This is a genomic window from Jatrophihabitans sp. (assembly GCF_036388195.1).
Lineage (GTDB): Bacteria > Actinomycetota > Actinomycetes > Mycobacteriales > Jatrophihabitantaceae > Jatrophihabitans_A.
Window position 1 is genome coordinate 1 of record NZ_DASVSG010000090.1, and the last position, 21,343, is coordinate 21,343.

The 21,343-nt window shown below is 70.4% G+C and carries 18 protein-coding genes; 7 read left to right on the forward strand and 11 right to left on the reverse strand.

What is annotated here, in order from left to right; genetic code table 11:
- A partial coding sequence (locus VF612_RS09555; protein ID WP_408659623.1) for a condensation domain-containing protein occupies window positions 1–1,557 on the forward strand: 1,557 nt, incomplete at its 5' end.
- A gap of 281 nt (window positions 1,558–1,838) precedes the next feature.
- Here the strand turns inward: VF612_RS09555 and VF612_RS09560 are convergent.
- Genes VF612_RS09560 through VF612_RS09580 form a run of 5 tightly spaced genes read right to left on the reverse strand, consistent with a single transcriptional unit; the run spans window position 1,839 to window position 8,856 of the window.
- Window positions 1,839–3,386 (reverse strand): 4-hydroxyphenylacetate 3-hydroxylase family protein, encoded by a 1,548-nt coding sequence (locus VF612_RS09560; protein ID WP_408659624.1) that lies wholly within the window; start codon window positions 3,384–3,386, stop codon window positions 1,839–1,841.
- 17 nt (window positions 3,387–3,403) lie between these two features.
- A complete protein-coding gene (locus VF612_RS09565; RefSeq protein WP_408659625.1) occupies window positions 3,404–4,201 on the reverse strand; it encodes a thioesterase II family protein in 798 nt (265 codons plus the stop codon).
- A 2-nt stretch (window positions 4,202–4,203) separates the two neighbouring features.
- Window positions 4,204–5,115, reverse strand: coding sequence for a PhzF family phenazine biosynthesis protein (locus tag VF612_RS09570; RefSeq protein ID WP_408659626.1), 912 nt, complete (start codon window positions 5,113–5,115; stop codon window positions 4,204–4,206).
- 6 nt (window positions 5,116–5,121) lie between these two features.
- The gene (locus VF612_RS09575; RefSeq protein ID WP_408659627.1) at window positions 5,122–5,634 is read right to left on the reverse strand and encodes a PhzA/PhzB family protein; all 513 of its coding nucleotides are present in this window, start codon (window positions 5,632–5,634) and stop codon (window positions 5,122–5,124) included.
- A 45-nt stretch (window positions 5,635–5,679) separates the two neighbouring features.
- Window positions 5,680–8,856: an AMP-binding protein gene (locus tag VF612_RS09580; protein ID WP_408659628.1), complete on the reverse strand. Its 3,177-nt coding sequence runs from the start codon at window positions 8,854–8,856 to the stop codon at window positions 5,680–5,682.
- A 168-nt stretch (window positions 8,857–9,024) separates the two neighbouring features.
- Between VF612_RS09580 and VF612_RS09585 the strand changes: the two genes are divergently transcribed.
- Window positions 9,025–9,465 carry a chorismate mutase gene (locus tag VF612_RS09585; protein ID WP_408659629.1) on the forward strand — a complete coding sequence of 147 codons (441 nt, stop codon included), beginning with the start codon at window positions 9,025–9,027 and terminating at the stop codon, window positions 9,463–9,465.
- 31 nt (window positions 9,466–9,496) lie between these two features.
- Here VF612_RS09585 and rlmB read toward each other — a convergent pair whose 3' ends face one another.
- Both rlmB and VF612_RS09595 read right to left on the reverse strand, forming a co-directional pair.
- A complete protein-coding gene (gene rlmB / locus VF612_RS09590; RefSeq protein ID WP_408659630.1) occupies window positions 9,497–10,462 on the reverse strand; it encodes a 23S rRNA (guanosine(2251)-2'-O)-methyltransferase RlmB in 966 nt (321 codons plus the stop codon).
- A 77-nt stretch (window positions 10,463–10,539) separates the two neighbouring features.
- On the reverse strand, window positions 10,540–10,929 hold the full coding sequence (locus tag VF612_RS09595) for a PPOX class F420-dependent oxidoreductase (RefSeq protein WP_408659631.1): 390 nt from the start codon (window positions 10,927–10,929) through the stop codon (window positions 10,540–10,542).
- A gap of 105 nt (window positions 10,930–11,034) precedes the next feature.
- On the opposite strand from VF612_RS09595, the gene VF612_RS09600 reads away from it, so the two are divergent.
- Window positions 11,035–12,141, forward strand: a complete 1,107-nt coding sequence (locus VF612_RS09600) for a trans-sulfuration enzyme family protein (RefSeq protein ID WP_408659632.1) — start codon at window positions 11,035–11,037, stop codon at window positions 12,139–12,141.
- Between the two features lie 135 nt (window positions 12,142–12,276).
- On the opposite strand, the gene ispF is transcribed toward VF612_RS09600, so the two are convergent.
- Genes ispF through VF612_RS09615 form a run of 3 tightly spaced genes read right to left on the reverse strand, consistent with a single transcriptional unit; the run spans window position 12,277 to window position 14,083 of the window.
- Window positions 12,277–12,747, reverse strand: coding sequence for a 2-C-methyl-D-erythritol 2,4-cyclodiphosphate synthase (ispF, locus tag VF612_RS09605; RefSeq protein ID WP_408659633.1), 471 nt, complete (start codon window positions 12,745–12,747; stop codon window positions 12,277–12,279).
- Window positions 12,744–13,553, reverse strand: coding sequence for a 2-C-methyl-D-erythritol 4-phosphate cytidylyltransferase (gene ispD, locus VF612_RS09610; RefSeq protein WP_408659634.1), 810 nt, complete (start codon window positions 13,551–13,553; stop codon window positions 12,744–12,746). The genes ispF and ispD overlap by 4 nt, the downstream gene beginning before the upstream one ends.
- Window positions 13,554–13,591: 38 nt before the next feature.
- Window positions 13,592–14,083, reverse strand: a complete 492-nt coding sequence (locus VF612_RS09615; RefSeq protein WP_408659635.1) for a CarD family transcriptional regulator — start codon at window positions 14,081–14,083, stop codon at window positions 13,592–13,594.
- Window positions 14,084–14,317: 234 nt separating this feature from the next.
- Between VF612_RS09615 and VF612_RS09620 the strand changes: the two genes are divergently transcribed.
- The 4 genes from VF612_RS09620 (at window position 14,318) to VF612_RS09635 (ending at window position 18,583) form a co-directional block, all read left to right on the forward strand.
- A complete protein-coding gene (locus VF612_RS09620; RefSeq protein ID WP_408659636.1) occupies window positions 14,318–15,043 on the forward strand; it encodes a hypothetical protein in 726 nt (241 codons plus the stop codon).
- Window positions 15,044–15,108: 65 nt separating this feature from the next.
- Complete coding sequence (gene radA / locus VF612_RS09625) at window positions 15,109–16,512, forward strand: DNA repair protein RadA (RefSeq protein WP_408659637.1); 1,404 nt, start codon at window positions 15,109–15,111, stop codon at window positions 16,510–16,512.
- Window positions 16,513–16,605: 93 nt separating this feature from the next.
- Window positions 16,606–17,685, forward strand: a complete 1,080-nt coding sequence (disA, locus tag VF612_RS09630) for a DNA integrity scanning diadenylate cyclase DisA (protein ID WP_408659638.1) — start codon at window positions 16,606–16,608, stop codon at window positions 17,683–17,685.
- Window positions 17,657–18,583 carry an A/G-specific adenine glycosylase gene (locus VF612_RS09635; protein ID WP_408659639.1) on the forward strand — a complete coding sequence of 309 codons (927 nt, stop codon included), beginning with the start codon at window positions 17,657–17,659 and terminating at the stop codon, window positions 18,581–18,583. Before disA ends, VF612_RS09635 begins: the two co-directional genes overlap by 29 nt.
- 210 nt (window positions 18,584–18,793) lie before the next feature.
- On the opposite strand, the gene VF612_RS09640 is transcribed toward VF612_RS09635, so the two are convergent.
- The gene (locus VF612_RS09640; protein ID WP_408659640.1) at window positions 18,794–21,304 is read right to left on the reverse strand and encodes an ATP-dependent Clp protease ATP-binding subunit; all 2,511 of its coding nucleotides are present in this window, start codon (window positions 21,302–21,304) and stop codon (window positions 18,794–18,796) included.
- Between the last annotated feature and the right edge of the window lie 39 nt (window positions 21,305–21,343).

Consider the following 21,343-nt stretch of genomic DNA (forward strand, 5'->3'; position numbering starts at 1 on the left):
CTCATCGAGCGGATGCGGGACGCCCTGGGCATCGCGGTGCCACTGCGGATGCTGTTCCGGCACTCAGGCTTCGCGGACTTCACCGAGGCGGTGCGGGTTTCCTATCCGGAGGTCGAGGATGTCGTCCTCGCCCTGAGCCAGCTGTCCGACGACGACGCCGCCGACTTGCTGCGCTCGCTCCCCGCAGAGCTGGCGGGCGAGCTTGCCGACGAGCCCGCGGCTGAGACCGTGGCCCGGCCCACCGGGCCGCGCCGATTCCCACTCACCAGCTCCCAGCTGCAGATCTGGATGGTCGAGTACCTACGCGGCGCACAGCTCACCTACACGATCCCCATGGAGTTCCACATCACCGGCGCTCTGGAGGTCGAGGCGTTGCGCCGGTCGCTGCAGCGCATCGTGCAGCGCCATGATGCGCTGCGCGTGACGGTCGAGGTGACCGACGCCGGCGAGCCGATGCAGATCGTCCACGACTCGATCCCGTTCGAGGTGGAGTTCACCGACCTCACCGACGCCGGCGACGCCTCCGCCGAACAGGAGATCCGCAGGCGGATCGGGTACCACGAGTTCGTGATCGACCAGGGCCCGCTGCTCGCGGCGCACGTCGTGCGGAAGGGACCGGACCAGCACACCCTCTACATCGTCTTCCACCACATGGTGATGGACGAGCGGTCGATGACCCTGTTCATGTCCGAGCTGAGCGAACTCTACGCCGCGGAGCTGGACGGAACCGCGGGCCCGGACCAGCCGCGCTTGCAGATCGGCGACTACGTCCAGTGGGAGCGTGCGCAGCTGCGCGACGACAGCCTGGAGCGGCTGCGCGCGTTCTGGCGCTCGAAGCTGGATGGCGTGTCGGAGCTGGTGCTGCCTACCGACTCGCCGCGTCCGGACACGCCCACGTTCACCGGCGAGTTCCTGCGCCGGCCGCAGGAACGGGCGCTCTTCGACGACCTTGCCGCGCTCGCGGCCAGCCAGCGCGTCACGCCGTTCATCGCCTTCACCGCGGCAACGGCGCTGCTGCTCGGCCGGCTGTCGGGGCAGGACCGATTCATCATCGGCATGCCCAGCGACAGCCGCGCGATGCCCGGTTCGGAGGTGATGCTCGGCTGCTTCATCAACGTCGTGCCGATCCGCGTCGACTGCTCCGGGACACCGACCTTCGCGCAGTTCGCCCAGCGGCTGCGCGACGAGGTCGTTGCCGCGTACGACCACCGCGCGCTGCCGCTGTCGGCGATCGTCGACGCGGTCGGCGCCGCCCGCCCGGCTAACCGGTTGCCGCTGTTCCAGGTGGCCACCGAGCTGCAGGTCGAGGAGTGGATGCCGCTGCAGCTACGCGGCTGCGAGGTGAGCTTCGGGTTCATCGGCCACGGCACCGCGCGGTATGACCTGGCCTTCCACGCCATGGCCAAGCCCGACTCGTTCGACGTGTGCGTCGAGGTCAGCAACGACGTCTACGAGTTCGAGACCGGCTACCGGTGGCTCGACGAGATCTGCTCGCTGATGCGGCAAGCGATCGCGAATCCGCACCTCGGCGTGGCCGAGTACGAGCTGGGCGCCTGACCGCTGGGACGGGGCCGGCGTCACTCCGGACGCCGGCCCACTAGGGCGGCTCGGGCCATTCGGTTCGCGGTGCCACTCGGTGCCCGCAGGCGCCACACCACGGGCCGCCACCCGGAACGCGGCGCGGGCCACTCCGGACGCCGGCGCCACTAGGGCGGCGCGGGCCACTCAGGATGTCGGCCCACTAGAGCGGCGCGGGCCACCCAGGACAGCGGGCTGCTCCACACGGCTCGGGCCGCCCGCGCGACAGCGGGCGGCCCGAGCTGGCGTTCGTCAGGACGTCAGGACGTCCCGAGCCTGCCGTCCGGGTTCTCGGGCCCGTACGTGGACAGGAACGCGTCGACCATTCCCACCGGCTCGCGGTAGTCGTAGTAGCGCATGGACATCATCCGGGCGACGAACGGCGGGCCGGCGTAGAACATCTCGTACTGCACGTGCCGGCTGCCGAACTCCGAACCGATGACATCCCATGCCAGCTTGAGCAACTGCACCCGATCCTCGGCCGTCGCGCCCTTCGAGCGCGCGTACCGGCGCATGTCGTCCCGGGTCTCCTCGTTGAGCATCTCGTGTCGCGACGAGGGCATCTGGATCGGGCCGCCGCCCACGAGCTCGCGGAAGATCTGGATGACCCGGGGGTAGATCTCCGACTGCAGGCCCATCGCGCCATACAGGAAACGACGGTTGGGCACCATCACGCCGTTGGCGTCGAGGGCGGCCATGCTCTCTGCCGCGACGGTCGACGCCTCCACCAGCGCCGCGAACGACGCGAGCTCACCCAGCTTCTCCACGACCGACGGCGTGGTGTCGCTCTGGTGCGCGGCGCACACCTTGCGAGCGACGCCGAGGACGAACTTCAGCTTGGTGACGAGCCGCACCTGGGCCTGGTGATTGCTGAACGCGTGGGCCGGCGTTGCGTAGAACTGCTCCCGGACGCCGTCGACGTCCTGGCAGACGAAGATATTCTCCCGTGGCACGAACACATCGTCGAAGACCAGGACGGCGTCGGACTCGTCGAACCGCGCCGTCAGCGGGTAGTCGTAGCCGTCGTCGCCCGTACGGCTGGCATAGGGGCGACGGCAGTAGAGGCGCAGGCCGGGCGTGTTCACCGGCAGTATGAAGGAGAGCGCGTGCTTCTCGTCGCCGGGCGCCAGCGGCTGGATGCAGCTGACGAACAGCAGGTCTGCCACCGCTGCGCTGGTGGCGAGCATCTGCGCGCCCCGGACGACGATGCCATCCGGCTCGCTGCGGACGACGGCGACCTGCAACGGCTCGTCGCCCTCGTGCGCATCGGGTACCCGGCTGGTCTGCGGCGGGGTGATCGCGTAGGCGACGAACCTGCTCTCGGATGCGATCTTGCGGTACCACGCCACCACGTTGTCCGAGCCGTCGAACCCGTCGCGGCGAAACACCTGCGCGCCGCCGGCGAAGCCGGCGAACAACCCGGCGACGTGATCCGGGCTGCGCCCGACGAAGCCACCGGTGAGCGCGGACCACTTGCCGATCGCCTCGCGGCGGGCGGCGAAATCCTGCGCCGAGCGCGGGATCATGTACGGCTTCAGCGTGGTCCCGCCGGTCTCCGGGTTGGAGAACTGCATGCCGTTGTCGGGGTCGGCGGCGAAGTCGTACATGGCGGCGACGGTGCGGGCGATACCGCGGAACCGCGGATCCTCGACGATGTTCGGCACCCGGCGGCCGTCCACGATCACCGTCCGGCCGTCCTGCAGGTCGCGCAGGTAGTCCGCGCCGCTGCGCACTCCCGGCGAAGCGGGCAGCGGCTCGTCGCGCTCGAGGACGGCCCTGGATCCTGCCGTCACTGACATGTCATTCATCGTCACTCCTCGGTGTGTCAGGACGTGGTCCGCAGTGCTGGCATGGGCTGGGAGACGCCGGCCGCGCAGCTCTGCACGATCGCCTCGATGAGCGCCTCGGGCCCTTCGAGGAACGTGTAGTGATCCCCCGGCAGGACGATGACCTCTACGTCGTCGGCACATTCGGGCCAGGCGTTCATCAACTCTTTGCGCACCTCGACGTCGTTATCCCAGCCCACGGCGAGGATGCGGCACGAGAGCCGCGCGGGCGCGGGCTTGGAGTACTGCTTGTTCGCGTCCAGGTCGGCCACCAGGATCTCGCGGACGATCTCCACGATCTCCTCATGGATGCTGGTGGATCCTGCCCGTCCGAGCAGCGTGCGGATCTCCTGGTCGAGCTCGTCGGTCGTGAGCCCGAGGAAGCGGCCGTGCGGGCCGCGGTGCGGCACGACCTGGGACGAGGCGATCAGGCAGTCCGCCGGGCGCAATCCGAGCTGCTCGGCCCGCAGCGCCGACTCGTAGGCCGGCAGCGCGCCGCCACAATGTCCGAAGAACGCGTAGGGACGGTCGAGCAATGGCGCGATGCCGGGGATGAGCGCGTCCGCGAGCTCCTCGTAGGTACCGAAGTGCGGCTCTCTGGTCCGGTTCTCCCGGTACGGGAACTGCAGGGGCAGGAACTCGACATCGCCGCGGCGGGTCGGCCAGCGGCTGTACATCGACGCGCCGCACCCGGAGTAGGGAAAGCAGAAGACCCGGGCCCGCGCGTCAGGGTCCGGCTCGGTGAGCAACCACGGGGTGGACGACTTCGCGCGCCCCCGTCCTCCTCCGGCAGTCATGGTCATAGCGTCCTTCCGCTCGTGCCTGCGAGCTCGTCCTCGTATCGCTGGGCTGCCTGATCGGGCAGCCGGAACTCTCCCTGCGCGACCTGCACCCCGGAGCCCCATACCTCGACCCGGTCGATGCGTTCGGCCCCGCCGGTGATGCGTGCCGACATCAGTGACGGCCGTCCCATCTCCACGCCCTGGCGTATCTCAAGCGCCTCGCCGAAGCGGGCCAGCCCGTGCAGCCCGAGATGGATGGCCAGAGGCCCGGCCGCCGACCCGGTCGCGGCGTCCTCGGCGACGCCGTACGCCGGCGAGAACATCCGGTTGCGCCACTGCCTGCCGTCGGCGGCGAAGCAGTGCGCGGCCATGTCGGGCAGCTCGGCGAGCATCCGCTGATCGGGGGAGATGGCAGACAGCCGGTCGAGCGTGGTGCCGACGAGCACGTGCCGTGGGCCGTTGCGGAATGCCAACACCGGGATGATCGGCTCGTCGACGCCCAGCGCGCGGAGCAGGAATTCCTCGTGTTCGTAGGGCTCCCAGGTCGGAACGGGCTGGTCCATGTGCGCCTCGATGGCGCCGCCGGGCGTCGCGATGGTGAACGGCACCAGGCCGCGCTCGGTCTCCAGGAGGAACTCGGTGCGTCCGGTCCTGATGTTGAGGGCGATGGCCGTGCCGAGCAGCGGGTGCCCGGCGAACGGAAGCTCGTTGACGGGGGTGAAGATCCGGATCCGCCAGTCGGCGCCAGGCAACCGGGGCGGCAACACGAACGTCGTCTCGGAGAGGTTGAGTTCGCGGGCAAGCGCTGCCATCAGCTCCGCGGGCAGGCCGTCGGCATCGAGGAAGACCGCGACCGGATTCCCCCCGAGCGGCGTCGCGGTGAACGCATCGACGATCACGTACGGCAGCACGCGATCAGCGCCGTCCATCACCAGTCAGTCCGCTTGATCGAGTTTGTCGTCGGACGGGATGTCGCCCCGGTCGACCTCCGGCACCGGCAGCCCGAGCGCCTGCAACTGCCGGACGGGATTCATGAACTCCCGCTGCTCGACGATCAGCCCGTCCCTCAACCGGAAGAAGTGGATGAAGTGGTTCTCGTACCACCGCTTGCCGTAGCGCGGGAAGATGATGTGGCCGCGACCGTCGCATTCGACCCAGAACCGGTTCGGATCCTGGGTCTCGAAGATCTCGACGTTGTACCACTCCCAGTCCGGCAGGCACTTCAGCGACCAGGCGCCGTGCTTCTCCAGCCGGTCCATCCCCGTCATGATCACCGGCTTGCCGGTGTCGGTCGTGACGAGCCCGGCGCTGCCGTCCTCGGTGAAGAGCCGGTGCCGGCGCAGCCTGCGCTCCCCTGCGATGTCCTCCATGTACTCGACGACGGTGGCGCGGTTGCGGCTGCGCAGCTCGGCCTCGTCCGCGGTGGTCGCCGGGAAGGTGGTCGTCATGTTCGTTCTCCTCGCATCATGCGTGCTATCGGGTAGTGCTCGCCGTCATGCGTCGACCGGCCGGCGTGACCGCCCGGCCAGCACCGGCGGCAGCGGGGTGCGACGCTGGACGTGCTGCTGCGTGATCAGCGCCGCCAGCGCGGCGGGGGTCGATGCCTCGAAGATCTGCCGGATGTTCAGGTCGACGCCGAGCTGCTCGAGGATGCGCACCTGGACCCGTCCGACGTGCAGCGAGCTGCCGCCCATGTCGAGCAGGTCGTCGTCCACGCCGACCTGCACGTCTTCGAGGACCTCGCCCCAGATCCGGGTGAGAGCCACTTCCTCGGGAGTGCTGGGGGCACGGTACGGAGCGCGCGGACGGAATTCCCGCCAGTTCGGCGGCGGCAGCTGCTTGCGGTCGACCTTGTTCAACACGCCGGTCGGCAATTCATCCATCAATACATAGGCGATCGGCACCATGTAGCTCGGCGCGTGCGCCGTCATGTAGTCGCGCAGGACCTCCGGCGCCACCGGGGTCTCGGCCACGATGCACGCGACGAGCTGGTTGTGCCCGGCGGCGTCCGCGACGGGCACCACAGCGGCGCGGCGCACCTCCGGGTGCTCGCTCAGGATCGCCTCGACGAGCGCAGGTTCGACCCGGTACCCCCGCACCTTCACCATGTCGTCGAGCCGGCCGATCAGCTCCACCATGCCATCGGGCCGGATCAGGCCGATGTCGCTGGTCAGGAACAGCCGTGAGCCGGGCGGGCCGAACGGGTTGGGGCGGACCCGGCGGGCGGTCTCGGCCGACTCACCGAGGTAGCCGAGCATCAACTCCGGGGTGTCGACGCACACCTCGCCGACGACACCCGGCGGCAGCAGCTGCAGGTCGTCGTCGACGACGTAGAGGTGCACGCCAGGCAGCGGGCGCCCGACCGGTGGCGGCTGCCGGCGTTCGTCCTCGGTTGCGGTGCGGGCAGTCACGCGCTGGTCCCAGGGGAAGAGCATGCTCGTCACCAGGAAGGCCTCGTTGCTGCCGTAGGCCACCACCGTCTCGAACGGCGGAGCAGCCGACGGCCAGCGTCGTACCTTCTCCCCGCCGATCTCCAGCACTTGCAGGGCGCCGTCCGCCGGCCACTCGACCGCGGTCAGCGGCTCGGCGACCTGGGTGGTGACGAAGGTGTGCGTGAGGCCATTGCTGACATGCCAGTCGCGCAGCCGGGTCGGCGACACGAGCACGTCATCCTCTGCGATGCAGAGCGTCGCGCCCGAGGCCAGCGGCCGCCAGATCAGCGAGATGGAGATCCCCGCCGCCGCGTCGACGAGCCAGGACGTGCGCGACCCGACGCCGATCCGCATGACCGCGGCGACCTCGAGGGAGAGGTGGGCGTGCGCGCGGTGCAGCCCGAACACTGCTCGCGGACGGCCCGTCGAGCCGGAGGTCTGCACGATGTAGGCCAGGTCGTCGAGCCCGACGGGCACGTCGGGGTTCGTGCTCGGCTGCCCGGCGACGGCGTCGGAGTCGACCTCGACACGGACCACGTCGAGATCGGCGAGGGCTTCGGCACGCGAGGACGCGGACAGGGCGATGATCGCACGCGGCGGCGCGGCAGCGGTTGCCGCCTCGATGCGCGACCGCGGCGCCCGCGGGTCGAGCGCCATGGGGATCGCGCCGATCTTGTACGCGGCCAGGTAGCCGACGACCCATTCGACCGAGCGCGACAGGTAAAGGCCGACGACGTCCGCCTTGGCCACGCCACCGGAGCTCAGCGCGTGCGCGACCCGGTTCGCCCATGCGTTGAGCTCGGCGTAGGAGTAGGTCACGCCCCGATCCACCACGGCGGCCGCGTCCGGCTGTCGCGCGGCGATCCGCTCGAACACCTTGGGAAGCGCCTCGGTGACGGGCACCGGGTCGGCGACGCCGTTCCAGCGTTCGAGGAGCAACTGGCGGTCGGAGGCATCGATGATGTCGAGTTCGCTGAGCAGGCTGGTCGGTGAGGCCACGGCTGAGCGCAGCAGTTGCCTGATGCTGCGGGCGACCGTCGACACCGACCAGTCCGGGAGCACCGCCTGGTCGTACCGGAAATCAGCGGTGCACCCGTCGGGGCCGTCATGGACGACCAGGCTCAGGTCGAACTCGGTGGCCGGTTGGTCCGCGGCTTGGCACGTCCAGGTCCCGCCCGCCACCGGGATGGACCGGTCAGCGGACCGGCTGCCGAAGCAGACGCGTCCCAGCCCGGGCGCGCCGGCCAGGTCGTGCTGCAAGCGCCGCGCGAGGTCGGTGAGAGCAACGGCCGGCGCATCGCGCTGCTCGTCCAGCGCGCCCGCGGTCTCGGCGACGAGGCGGGTGAAGTCCAGCTCCTGGGTGGCCGGCAGCACCAGCGGCGCCAGATCGGTCCAGCATCCGGGCTCCCCCGCTGCGGGACGGCGGTCGAGCTCGGCCATCACCAGGGTGGCGTCCTGGCGGGCGAAACGGTTCAGCAACGCCCGGAACGCGGACAGGTAGACGATGTCCGGCGTGGTGCCCAGTTCCTGGGCCAGTGCCCGAACGCGGCCGCTGAGCTCGGTGCCGAAGTCGAGCTGATGGCAGCCGTAGCGGTACTCCGGCTTCGCGGTGCGCGGACGCAGGCCGGGTAGCGGGACGTCCAGCGGCACGTCCCGCAGCCGGGCGTAGAGCTCCTCGGCGCGGGCGCCGTCGTCCGGCTTCAGCGCGACATCGCCTGCCTGGAACGGTTGCATGGGCGCATCCGCGCCGCCGCCCGTCGTGTGGAGCTCATAGCGCTGCGCGAGCAGGTCGACCAGCGCCGCCAGGGACGGCGGGTCGCACACGAGGTGGTGGGTCACGAGCGTCAGGACGCTGCGCCCGGGCATCGTCACGAGCAGCGCGGACAGCAGCGGCCCGGAGGCGAGGTCGAGCGGGGTGGCGAGGTGTTCGTTCTGGACGGCTGCCAGCTCCGTGGCGTCGGCGACGGCGGCCTCGCGTACCACCACCGGACGCGTCTCGGCGACGACTTCTGCCCCCGACAGCAGGAGCCGGCCGGACAGCGGAGGGTGCCACTCCACGATGTCGGCCAGCGCGCGGTCGAGAATGGCCCGGTCGAGCGCGCAGTCACAGTCGATCGTCATCGCCACCTGGTGCGCGACGCGAGCGTGCTCGGGCGCGCACTCGAGAAAGTGCCAGTACCTCGCCTGCAACGGGTTGACCCACCTGTCAGGCCTGTGCTCATGCTTCGCCTGCGTCATCTCGGCACTCCGCCCCTCCGGTCTACGGGGTCTGCAATCTACAGCGCATAGTCTGCAACTGGATGCAGTATCTTATTGCTGAGCCCTTGAAAATTCTGGTAAAGCCTGTCACTGTCGGCATTCCGACACGTCACTGACTACACCATACAACAAATAACACTACATCCAATGGTCTATGGGCTGCAGTTCTGGTATGCACCGTGCCTCACACGACACGATCAGCCAGGACCGAAGGACGTCGCTGAACCGGAGCGATCGCAGCGTCCGCCGGACGAGACCGTCGCTGCCGGATCGACTGCAGAGGAATCGATGAGCATCAACACCCGAGCCGAGACCTCACCCCCGTATGAAGAGCTGGAGCCCGAGGCTGAGGCAGAGACGATCACCAGCCTGCGGGAGCAGATCGACGCCTTTGACGCTGCCATGGCCGAGATGATGGTGGCGCGGAGCCAGCTGTCCCGTCGCATCCAGGCGATGCGCATGAGGGCTGGCGGCCCACGGGTCCTGCTGAGCCGGGAACGGGCCATCCGCGCGCACTATCGCGACGTCATGGGAGCCGACGGAGTGGTGATCGCCGATGCGGTGCTCCGGGTGTGCCGAGGCGAGTGACGGCGTACCCGCCTGGAAACGGGCCGGCAGCTCAGTGGGCGAGCCGGCGCTGCCGGGCGACCTCGGCCATCGTGACCGCGGCAGCCACCGAGGCGTTCAACGACTCGGCCTGGCCGGTCATCGGGATGGACACGGTCACGTCGCAGGTCTCACCGACCAGCCGGGACAGCCCCCGGCCCTCCGACCCCACCACGATCACCAGCGGGTCGACGGCGTTCGGCAGCTCGTCCAGGGTGGTGTCGCCGTCGGCGTCCAGGCCGACGACCTGCAGGCCGGCCTTCTGGCAGTCCCGCAGCGCCCGTACCAGGTTGGTCACCTGGGCCACCGGAATGCGCGCCGCGGTGCCCGCCGAGGTGCGCCAGGCGGTCGCGGTGACCCCTGCCGAGCGCCGGGTCGGCACGATCACGCCCTGCGCGCCGAAGGCGACCGCGGACCGGATGATGGCGCCGAGGTTGCGGGGGTCGGTGACCCCGTCCAGGGCCACCAGCAACGGGGTGGTGGTCGCCGAGCTGACCAGCTCGAGCAGGTCGGGCAGCTCGTCGTAGGAGAACGCCGGCACCTGCAGGGCGATGCCCTGATGCAGGATGCCGCCGGTCCGCCGGTCGATCTCGGCCTTGCTGACCTCGAGGATGGGCAGGCCCCGGTCGGCGGCCAGGTGGATCGCCTCGGTCACCCGCTCGTCGGCATCGAGCCCGATGGCGACGTACAGCGCATTGGCCGGAATCGCCGCCCGCAGCGCCTCGGCGACCGGGTTGCGGCCGACCAGCAGCTCGGGAGCGTCGGAGTTCTTGCCGGCGGTGCCGCGCCTGCGCGGCGTCCCCTCGGACCGGCGCTCGGCGGCTGCGGCCCGGCGGGCCGCCGGATGGCCCTTGCGCTCGGTGGCCTTCGGCGTGGGGCCCTTGCCAGCCAGGCCCCGGGCGCGGTTGCCGCCGGAACCGACGGTGGCGCCCTTCTTGCCCTTGCGCACGGCGCCCTTGCGGGCGGAGTTACCTGCCATCGTTCTTCAGCCTGAGCGTCACCGGTCAATCCTACGGACATCGGGCCGGCGCGATGACCAGCCCGGTCCCGGCTGGGTCAGTACTCCACCACGCGGGTCGGCTGCACCCGTACGACCACCCGGACGTGGTCGGTGCCCTCGTCGCCGGTGTAGCTCTTCCCGGTGTAGGTCTGCGACAGCCGCTCGATCAGCTGCGGGCCGCCCTCGGTGCTCATGCTCACCGTGCCGCGCACCTCGACGTAGCGGTAGGGGTCCTCCCGGTCCAGGATCAGCACGCTGACCCGCGGGTCCTTGAGCCAGTTGGTCTCCTTCTTGCGACCCTGGACGGTGGACAGCAACAGCTCATCGCCCTCGTAGGTGGCCCACAAGACCGACGTCTGCGGCGAGCCGTCGGTGTTGCTGGTCGCCACCACCACGAAGTTGGCGTCATCGAGCAGCTTCTTGGCCAGTTCCGGCAATGCAGTCATGCCTGAAGTCTATGGGTATGCCCAGAGAGGCTTCTCGGCACGGCGGTGGTTCCGGTTGCCCGAGCTCGCTGCCGGCCCGGGCCGCTATGGCGCTAGGTTTGTCCCATGCATCCAGAGCCGCTCCGCAGGGAATCGCTGTTGGTCGCTGCCGGCCGCCCGCCCCGCATCCCGGCCGGGCCGGTCAACCAGCCGATCAGCCTGACCTCGACCTTCCATGCCGGTGGCCAGCGGGTGTACGGCCGCGACGGCAACGACAGCGTCGAGGCGTTCGAAACCGCGCTCGGTGCGGTCGAGGGCGGCCAGGTCACGGCGTTCTCCTCGGGCATGGCTGCCTGCGCCGCGCTGATCGAGGGCTTGCCGGTCGGCTCGGTGGTGGTGCTGCCGACCACCTTCTACAACTTCAACCGGATCCTGCTCGACAAGCAGGTCGAACTCGGCCGGCTGACGCTGCGAACGGTCGACGTCACCGACACCGACGCGGCGCTGGATGCGCTGCCGGGGGCCACCTTGCTCTGGCTGGAGGTGCCGACCAATCCGATGCTGGTGGTGCCGGACCTTCCGGCGCTGGCCGAGGCGGCCCGCCAGCACGGCGTGCTCAGCGTCGTCGATGCCACCCTGGCGACCCCGCTCGGCATCCGGCCGCTGGAGCACGGCGCGGACGTGGTCATGCACTCGGCGACCAAGTGGATCGCCGGTCACAGCGATCTGGTGATGGGGACGCTGGCCACCGCCGACGGAGCCCTGGACGAGCAGCTGAAGGCCCGCCGCACCCTCACCGGCGCGCTGCCCGGAGCGCTGGAGTCCTTCCTCGCGCTGCGCGGCCTGCGGACGCTCTCGGTACGCCTGGAGCGGGCGTGCGCCACTGCCGCCGAGCTCGCCCAGCGGCTGAGCCGGCACCCGTCGGTCCGGGTGGTGCGCTATCTGGGGCTGCCCGACCACCCGCACGCCGACCGGATCGCCAAGCTGATGGACAACCACGGCGGCCTGCTCTCCTTCGAGCCGGACTCGCTGGAGCGCGCCGAGCAGGTGTGTGCCCGGATCCAGCTGATCACCCACGCCACCAGCCTGGGTGGGGTCGAGTCCTTGCTGGAACGGCGCGGCAGCTACCCGGGCGAGAGCCGGCAGCAGACCCCGCCCGAGCTGATCCGGCTGTCGGTGGGGTTGGAGCATGTCGAGGACCTGTGGGACGACCTGGAGCAGGCGCTGGCCTGAGGTTGGGTCAGCCCTGGCAGCGGGCGATCGGTTCGGGATCGGTTCGGGATCGGTTCGGTTCGGTTCGGTTCGGTTGACGATGGGGTCCGGGATCGGCTCGGGTCAGCGGGCGGATCGGGTCAAGATCGGTTGGGGTCAGCGGGCGATCAGGGCGGTGGCCACGGCGGCCAGGCCCTCGCCACGACCGGTGAGCCCCAGACCGTCGGTGGTGGTGGCCGACAGGGTCACCGGGGCGCCGAGAACGTCACTGAGCAACGCCTCGGCGTCCATTCTGCGTGGTCCCAGTTTCGGCCGGTCGCCGATCAACTGGACGGCGACGTTGCCGATCCGCCAGCTTGCCGCATCCAGCCGCCGGACCACCTCGCTGAGCAACTCGATGCCCGACGCCCCCGCCCACTGCGGGTCCGCGGTGCCGAACACCGCCCCGAGATCGCCGAGCCCGGCCGCCGACAGCAACGCGTCGCAGGCGGCATGGCAGACCACATCCCCGTCGGAGTGACCGGCGCAGCCGTCGACGTTGGGCCAGAACAGGCCCGCCAGCCAGCACTCGCGGCCGGCCTCGATCGGATGCACATCGACGCCGATCCCGACCCGGGGCAGCGTCATGCCGGCCGTCCCGACTCGGACAGGACGGCGGGTTCGGGGACGGCCTGGTCGGCGGGGTTCGTGGGGGCGTCCAGATCAGCAGGGTCGGGCGCGGTCCTGCCAGCGGGGTCGGGCACCGGTACCCCGTCCGGCTCTGGCGCGACTCGATGCGCCAGCCACAGGTCGTACGGCGTGGTGATCTTGAGGCAGCTCTCGGCGCCGGGAACCGTCTGCACCGCTACTCCGAGCGCTTCGAGCAGGCCGGCGTCATCGGTCACCTCGGTGAGGGAGCGTTGCTCGGCGGCCCGATGGGCGGCGAGCAGGACCGCTCGGGAGAAGCCCTGCGGGGTTTGGACCGCCCGCAACTCGGTTCGGTCGACGGTGGCGACCACCCGGCCGGCAGGATCCACCCGCTTCACCGTGTCCGTCACCGGCAGCACCGGGATGACCGCCTGATCGCCCTGTCGCAGCCGCGCCACCACGGCGGAGATCACCGGGGCCTCGACCAGCGGACGGGCAGCGTCATGCACCAGCACCAGCTCGACGTCAGGTTCCACCGCAGCCAGGCCGAAGTCGACCGATCGCTGCCGGCTGGCGCCACCGGCCACCACCCTGGCCCGGTGGCCCACCCGGGCGCGGACGGCAGGCACCGCGTCAGCCGGCGCTACCACGACCACAGTGTCGATGTCGGGGTGGCCGGTGAAGGCGTCGAGAGCCCAATCCAGCAAGGGACGGCCGTGCAGGGACACCAGAGCTTTCGGCATGCCGGCACCGAGGCGCTCGCCAGAGCCGGCGGCAACGATCACCGCCGCTACCCTGCCGGCCACCTCGGCTGGCGGAGAATCCGGACTGTCCGAGCCCTGGCTCAGGCGACGGCCTCGGCCAGCACCTCGTCGAGCACCAGCTCGGCCTTGTCCTCGTTGGTGCCCTCAGCCAGCGCCAGCTCGCTCACCAGGATCTGGCGGGCCTTGGCCAGCATTCGCTTCTCGCCTGCGGACAGGCCGCGGTCCTTCTCGCGGCGCCACAGGTCACGCACGACCTCGGCGACCTTGTTGACGTCGCCAGAGGCCAGCTTCTCGCCGTTGGCCTTGTAGCGACGCGACCAGTTCGTCGGCTCCTCGGTGTGTGGGGCGCGCAGCACCTCGAAGACCCGGTCCAGGCCCTCCTGGCCGACCACGTCGCGCACACCCACGATCTCGGCGTTGTCGGCAGGCACACGAACGGTCAGATCACCCTGCTGGACCTTGAGCACGAGGTACATGCGCTCCACGCCCTTGATGATCCGACTCTCGATTGCCTCGATTTTGGCCGCGCCATGGTGCGGATAAACTACGGTCTCGCCGACCTCAAAAGTCATTAAGGCAACCCCCTCCGGTGGAGTCAAGGGTAACACGTGGGGACGACACGCCCAGAGCCTTCCTGGCTCTACCTACCTGCCGAGAGCGCACCGCTCCCGGCAGGCACGACGCGTGAGGCGACCTATCGGTGAGCCCGCTCCCGGCAATCGCTAGGCTGAGCCCGATGTCCCACTCCGGCTCAACAGTCGACCCGGCAGGGGAGGTACGCACCGCACGAGTTGTAGGGAGTCGCCGTGGGAAACCAGACCGCTGACCGCGCGGGCCTGCTTCGCCGGCTGGGCACGACAGTCGCGTCCGGGGCCGCCGGCATCCTGCTGGTGACCGGCTGCGCCGCGGGCCAGCAGGCCCAGACCGTCCAGCAGACGCCCTCGATCGACGGCGTCCAGGCCGAGGCGGGCAACATCGCGATCCGGGCCGCGGGGATCGCCGCTCCCGAATCCGGCGCCAGCTACCCCAAGGGCTCGGACGCGCCGCTGCGGATGGTGATCATCAACCGGGGCGCCGCCCCTGACAAGCTGGTGTCGGTGACCTCCACGGCGGCCGGCGGAGCCACGTTCAGCGCCGGTTCGGGCTCCTCGCCGGGCGCATCCGGAGCCTCCAGCTCGGCCAGCGACACCGCGAGCGCTTCGCCGTCGGCGTCGGCCAGCAGCTCCGCGCCGGCCAGCAGCTCCTCGCCGGCTGCCACACCCAGCGGCTCGGCCACCAGCTCGTCGGGCGCCGCGCAGAACACCCCCATCGAGGTGGGTGGCCGCCAGGCGGTGCAGATCGGGATCGGCTCGGGCGGCCCCACCGTGACGCTCACCGGCCTGACCACCGAGCTGTTCCCGGCCCAGCCGGTGCCGGTCACCTTCACCTTCGCCAGCGGCGCCAGCGCGACGGTCGTGGTGGCCGTCCAGCTCACCAGCGAGGTGCCCAGCGCGCCGACCGTGAGCGAGGCGGTCGGGCACGGCGGCGAGTAACTCCACCTTGCCGGCGCCCGCTCGGCGAGCCATTTCTGTCGGAGGCCGCCGGTAACCTCCGCCGGGTGAGCAACCCACCGGGCGCCATCACCGCCAAGCCACCCAAGCGTGCCGCCACCAGCTACGCGTGCACCGAGTGCGGCACGGTGTCGATCCGCTGGGTCGGGCGGTGTCCGGAGTGCCAGGCCTGGGGCACCATGACCGAAGAGGGCGCCCGGGCAGCCGCGCTGACCCTGCCGGCCCCGGTCACCCCGCGCAACGCCGCCCAGCCGATCAGCCGGCAGGACTCCGCGGTGGCCCGGGCGCTGCCCACCGGCATCGGTGAGCTCGACCGGGTGCTGGGCGGCGGACTGGTGCCGGGCGCGGTGCTGCTGCTGGCAGGCGAGCCGGGCGTCGGCAAGTCCACCCTGCTGCTGGAGGTCGGCCAGAAGTACGCCGCGGTCAGCGGCTCGCCGGCGCTGATCGTGACCGGCGAGGAGTCGACGTCCCAGGTCCGCGCCCGGGCCGAGCGGACGCACACCATGCACTCCCAGCTGTTCCTGGCCGCCGAGAACGACCTGGGCGCGGTGCTGGCCCACCTGGACGAGGTGAAGCCGGGGCTGCTGATCCTGGATTCGGTGCAGACCATCGCGTCCTCGACCGTGGACGGGGTGATGGGCGGCGTCCCGCAGATCCGCGCCGTCACCGCCGCCATCAGCTCGGTCGCCAAGGAGCGCGGCATCGCCACGGTGCTGGTCGGCCACGTCACCAAGGACGGCTCGATCGCCGGCCCGCGGGCGCTGGAGCACCTGGTCGATGTGGTGCTGTACTTCGAAGGGGACCGGCACAGCTCGCTGCGGATGCTGCGCGCGATCAAGAACCGGTACGGCGCCACCGACGAGGTCGGTTGCTTCGAGATGCACGAGGAGGGCATCGACGAGCTGACCGACCCGTCCGGCTTGTTCGTCAGCACCCGTGACATCGCGGTGCCGGGCACCTGCGTCACGGTCACGGTGACCGGTCGCCGGCCGCTGCTGTCCGAGGTGCAGTCGCTGGTGGCCGCCGCCTACGGCAACGGCGGGTCTGCGCGGCGCTCGGTGACCGACCTGGATGCCTCCCGGGTGAACATGCTGCTGGCGGTGCTCGGCCGGCATGCCGGCGTGCAGCTGAGCGAGCGCGACGTCTACGCGGCCAGCGTCGGCGGCATCAAGATCACCGAGCCGTCGGTCGACCTGGCGATCCTGCTCGCCATCGCCTCCGCCGCCAGCGACATCGCGCTGCCCAGCACGCTCTGCGCGATCGGGGAGGTGTCGCTGTCCGGCGACATCCGCCGGGTCAGCAGCGTGCAACGCCGGCTCAGCGAGGCCAGCCGGCTGGGCTTTCGCCGGGCGCTGGTGCCGCACGGCTCGGACTGGTCGCAGCTGGCCGGCATGAAGGTCATCGAGGTGCCCACGGTGGCCAGGGCCTGGGACTTCGTGGCCCAGTTGTGACTGGCTCGTAAGCTGCTGGCAGCTGCCGCCAGCCCCAAACCTCCTAGACTGTCTCCTAAGTTCAAGATCATGTGAAACAGCAGGAGTGCGTACGTGGCCATCAGTGATCGCGACGAGGTGCTGCGATCGGTGCTCGCCTCGCTCGCGCCGGGAACCGCCATCCGGGACGGGCTGGAGCGGATCCTGCGTGGCAACACCGGCGCGCTCATCGTGCTGGGCCATGACAAGGTCGTCGAGTCGCTGTGCACCGGCGGCTTTCCGCTGGACATCGAGTTCGCCGCGACCCGGCTCCGCGAGCTGGCGAAGATGGACGGCGCGGTCGTGCTCAGCACCGACAGCACCCGGATCCTGCGAGCGGCCACCCACCTGATGCCCGATCCGGCCATCCCGACCGAGGAGTCCGGCACCCGGCACCGGACCGCCCAGCGGGTGGCGCAGCAGACCGGCTTCCCGGTGATCTCGGTCTCGCAGTCGATGAAGATCATCAGCCTGTACCTCGGCGCTCGCCGGCACGTGCTGGAGAACTCCACCTCGCTGCTGTCGCGAGCCAACCAGGCGGTCCAGACGCTGGAGCGGTACAAGGCCCGGCTCGACGAGGTGTCCCAGACCCTGGCAGCGCTGGAGATCGAGGACCTGGTCACCGTCCGCGACGCCACCTCGGTGTCCCAGCGGCTGGAGATGGTGAGCCGGATCGCCGACGAGATCTCCGGCTACGGGGCCGAGCTGGGCACCGACGGCCGGCTGCTGTCGCTGCAACTGGAAGAGCTGATGGCCGGCGTGCACAGCGACCGGGAGCTGATCGCCCGGGACTACCTGCCGTCCGGGCGCAAGAACCGGACGGTCGAGCAAGCTCTGGAGGACCTGGCGCAGCTGTCGGCCGCGGAGTTGCTCGACCTCACCAACGTCGCCAAGGCGCTGGGCTACCCGGCCGCGCCCGAGACCCTGGACGCGGTGGTGAGCCCGCGCGGGTACCGGCTGCTGTCCCGGGTGCCGAGGCTGCCGCCTCTGGTGCTGACCCGGATAGTCGAGCACTTCGGCGGCCTGCAGAAGGTGCTGGCAGCGACCGTGGACGAGCTGCAGGACGTCGAGGGTGTCGGCGATGCCCGGGCCCGCTCGATCCGGGAGGCGCTGTCGCGGCTGGCCGATGCCTCGATCATCGAGCGCTACAGCTGAGGACCCTCCCCTGCTGAGCCTGCCTGCCGAGGCCTTCGCCGCCGAGGTGAACGCCTGGTTCACCGAGTGCGCCCGGGACCTGCCATGGCGGCGCCCGGGCACCCCGGCGTGGTCGGTGCTGGTCAGCGAGGTGATGCTGCAGCAGACGCCGGTCGCCAGGGTGCTGCCGGTCTACCGCAGCTGGCTCGAACGCTGGCCGGGCCCGGCAGACCTGGCCGCGGATTCACCCGGCGAGGCCGTCCGGATGTGGGGCAAGCTCGGCTACCCCCGGCGGGCGCTGCGGCTGCACGGCTGCGCATCGGTGATCGTGCAGCGACACGGCGGCCAGGTGCCGGCGGGCCTGGCCGACCTGCTGGCGCTGCCCGGAGTCGGTGAGTACACCGCCCGGGCCGTGCAGGCCTTCGCGTTCGGCAAGCGCGCCGCCGTGGTGGACATCAATGTGCGCCGGGTGCTGGCCCGTGCGGTCGCCGGCCAGGGGCAGCCCGCGGCGCCGTCGACGACGCGTGATCTGGCGGCGATGCAGGCCGTGTTGCCGCAGGAGGATCGTCCGGCCGCGTTGTTCTGCGGCGCGATGATGGAGCTCGGCGCGGTGTTGTGCACCTCGGGCTCGCCGAACTGCTCGCCGTGCCCGGTCCGGGAGCGCTGCGCCTGGCGGCTGGCCGGCTACCCGCCCTACCAGGGGCCCACAGCCCGCCCGCAGCGGTTCGCCGGCACCGACCGGCAGGTGCGCGGGCTGCTGCTGGACGTGCTGCGCGGGTGCGCCGATCCGGTGCCGGCAGCCGCGCTGGACGGCGTGGTGTGGCCCGACGTGGAGCAGCGCCGGCGCGCGCTGGACACCCTCATCGCCGACGGCCTGGTGGACCCGCTGCCGGACGGCCGGTTCGCCCTCCCGTCCTGACGTGCTGGGCGTCCTGACCGTGCTGGGCGTCCTCACCCGCCCAGCCGCCGGACCCGCCCAGCCGCCGACCCACGGCGGAAAGCAGGACCGGTATCGAACGACCGGCCCCGTCCGGGCAGCAAGAATCGCTACCGGTCGGTCGGCACACGCGGAGAGGCCCCGGTCCGACTGGACCGGGGCCTCCCTGCATACGCAGTGCCAGCGAGCGCCTTACTCGACGGTGCCGACCGTCTCGGTGGGCGGGACGTCCGGAACCACCATCTCGGCCTTGGACTCGCCGCGGAAGGTGAACTGCTCCTTGCCGTCGGAGTCGAGCGCGGTGTCGACCACCACGATCTGGCCGCTGCCCAGCTCGCCGAACAGGATCTTCTCGGACAGGCTGTCCTCGATCTCGCGCTGGATCGTCCGACGCAACGGACGGGCGCCCAGCACCGGGTCGTAACCCCGCTTGGCCAGCAGCGCCTTGGCCGACGCGGTCAGCTCCAGCGCCATGTCCTTGTTGCGCAGCTGGGTGTCCACCCGGGCCGCCATCAGGTCGACGATCTCGACGATCTCCTGCTCGGTCAGCTGGTGGAAGACCACGATGTCGTCGATCCGGTTGAGGAACTCAGGCCGGAAGTGCTGCTTGAGCTCGTCGTTGACCTTCTGCTTCATCCGGTCGTAGTTCGACACCGTGTCGTTGGCCCCGGCGAAGCCCAGGCCACCGACGGACTTCGACGCATCCCGGGTGCCGAGGTTGGTGGTCAGGATCAGGACGGTGTTCTTGAAGTCCACGATCCGGCCCTGGCCATCGGTCAACCGGCCGTCCTCGAGCACCTGCAGCAGCGTGTTGAAGACATCCGGGTGAGCCTTCTCGACCTCGTCGAAGAGGACCACCGAGAACGGCTTGCGGCGGACCTTCTCGGTCAGCTGGCCGCCCTCGTCGTAGCCGACGTACCCGGGAGGCGCGCCGACCAGGCGCGACACCGTGTAGCGGTCGTGGAACTCCGACATGTCGAGCTGGATCAGGGCGTCGTCGTCACCGAACAGGAACTCGGCGAGCGTCTTGGCGAGCTCGGTCTTACCGACACCGGACGGGCCGGCGAAGATGAACGAGCCACCGGGACGCTTCGGGTCCTTCAGACCCGCGCGGGTCCGCCGGATCGCCTGCGAGACCGCCTTGATGGCCTGCTGCTGGCCGATGACCCGCCGGTGCAGCTCGTCTTCCATCCGCAGCAGCCGAGCGGTCTCCTCCTCGGTCAGCTTGAACACCGGGATGCCGGTCCAGTTGGCCAGCACCTCGGCGATCTGCTCGTCGTCGACCTCGGCGACCACATCGAGGTCACCGGCCTTCCACTCCCGCTCGCGCTGGGCCTTGTCGTTGAGCAGGTTCTTCTCCTTGTCGCGCAAGGAGGCCGCCTTCTCGAAGTCCTGGGCGTCGATCGCGGACTCCTTGTCGCGCCGGACGTTGGCGATCCGGTCGTCGAACTCGCGCAGGTCCGGCGGCGCCGTCATCCGGCGGATACGCATCCGGGAGCCGGCCTCGTCGATCAGGTCGATGGCCTTGTCCGGCAGGAACCGGTCGGAGATGTAGCGGTCGGCCAGCCCGGCCGCGGCCACCAGCGCGCTGTCGGTGATCGAGACCCGGTGGTGGGCCTCGTAGCGGTCCCGCAGCCCCTTGAGGATCTCGATGGTGTGCGCGACCGACGGCTCGCCGACCTGCACCGGCTGGAACCGCCGCTCCAGGGCGGCGTCCTTCTCCAGGTGCTTGCGGTACTCGTCCAGCGTGGTGGCGCCGATGGTCTGCAGCTCGCCCCGGGCCAGCATCGGCTTGAGGATGGAGGCCGCGTCGATCGCGCCCTCGGCTGCGCCGGCGCCGACCAGGGTGTGGATCTCGTCGATGAACATGATGATGTCGCCGCGGGTGCGGATCTCCTTGAGCACCTTCTTCAGACGCTCCTCGAAGTCACCGCGGTAGCGCGAGCCGGCCACCAGGGAGCCCAGATCGAGGGTGTAGAGCTGCTTGTCCTTCAGCGTCTCGGGCACCTCGCCGCGGACGATGGCCTGTGCCAGGCCCTCGACGACCGCGGTCTTGCCGACGCCGGGCTCACCGATCAGCACCGGGTTGTTCTTGGTGCGCCGGGACAGCACCTGCATCAGCCGCTCGATCTCCTTCTCGCGGCCGATGACCGGATCGAGCTTGCCCTCGCGAGCGCCCTGGGTGAGGTTGCGGCCGAACTGGTCGAGCACCAGGGAGGTCGACGGGGCGCCTTCCTGGGTGGTGCTGCCGGCCGGCTCCTTGGACTGGTAGCCGTTGAGCAGCTGGATGACCTGCTGGCGAACCCGGTTGAGGTCGGCGCCCAGCTTGACCAGGACCTGCGCGGCGACGCCTTCGCCCTCACGGATCAGGCCGAGCAGGATGTGCTCGGTGCCGATGTAGTTGTGGCCGAGCTGCAGGGCCTCGCGGAGCGAGAGCTCCAGGACCTTCTTCGCCCGGGGGGTGAACGGAATGTGTCCGGACGGCGCCTGCTGGCCCTGTCCGATGATCTCTTCGACCTGCTGGCGGACAGCTTCCAGGGAGATGCCGAGCGACTCCATGGCCTTCGCCGCGACGCCCTCGCCCTCGTGGATCAGTCCCAGCAGGATGTGCTCGGTGCCGATGTAGTTGTGGTTGAGCATCCGAGCCTCTTCTTGGGCTAGGACGACCACCCGACGGGCTCGGTCGGTGAACCGTTCAAACATGTCGCTCTTCTCCTTACCGCTCGGCGGGGTCGCTGGCTG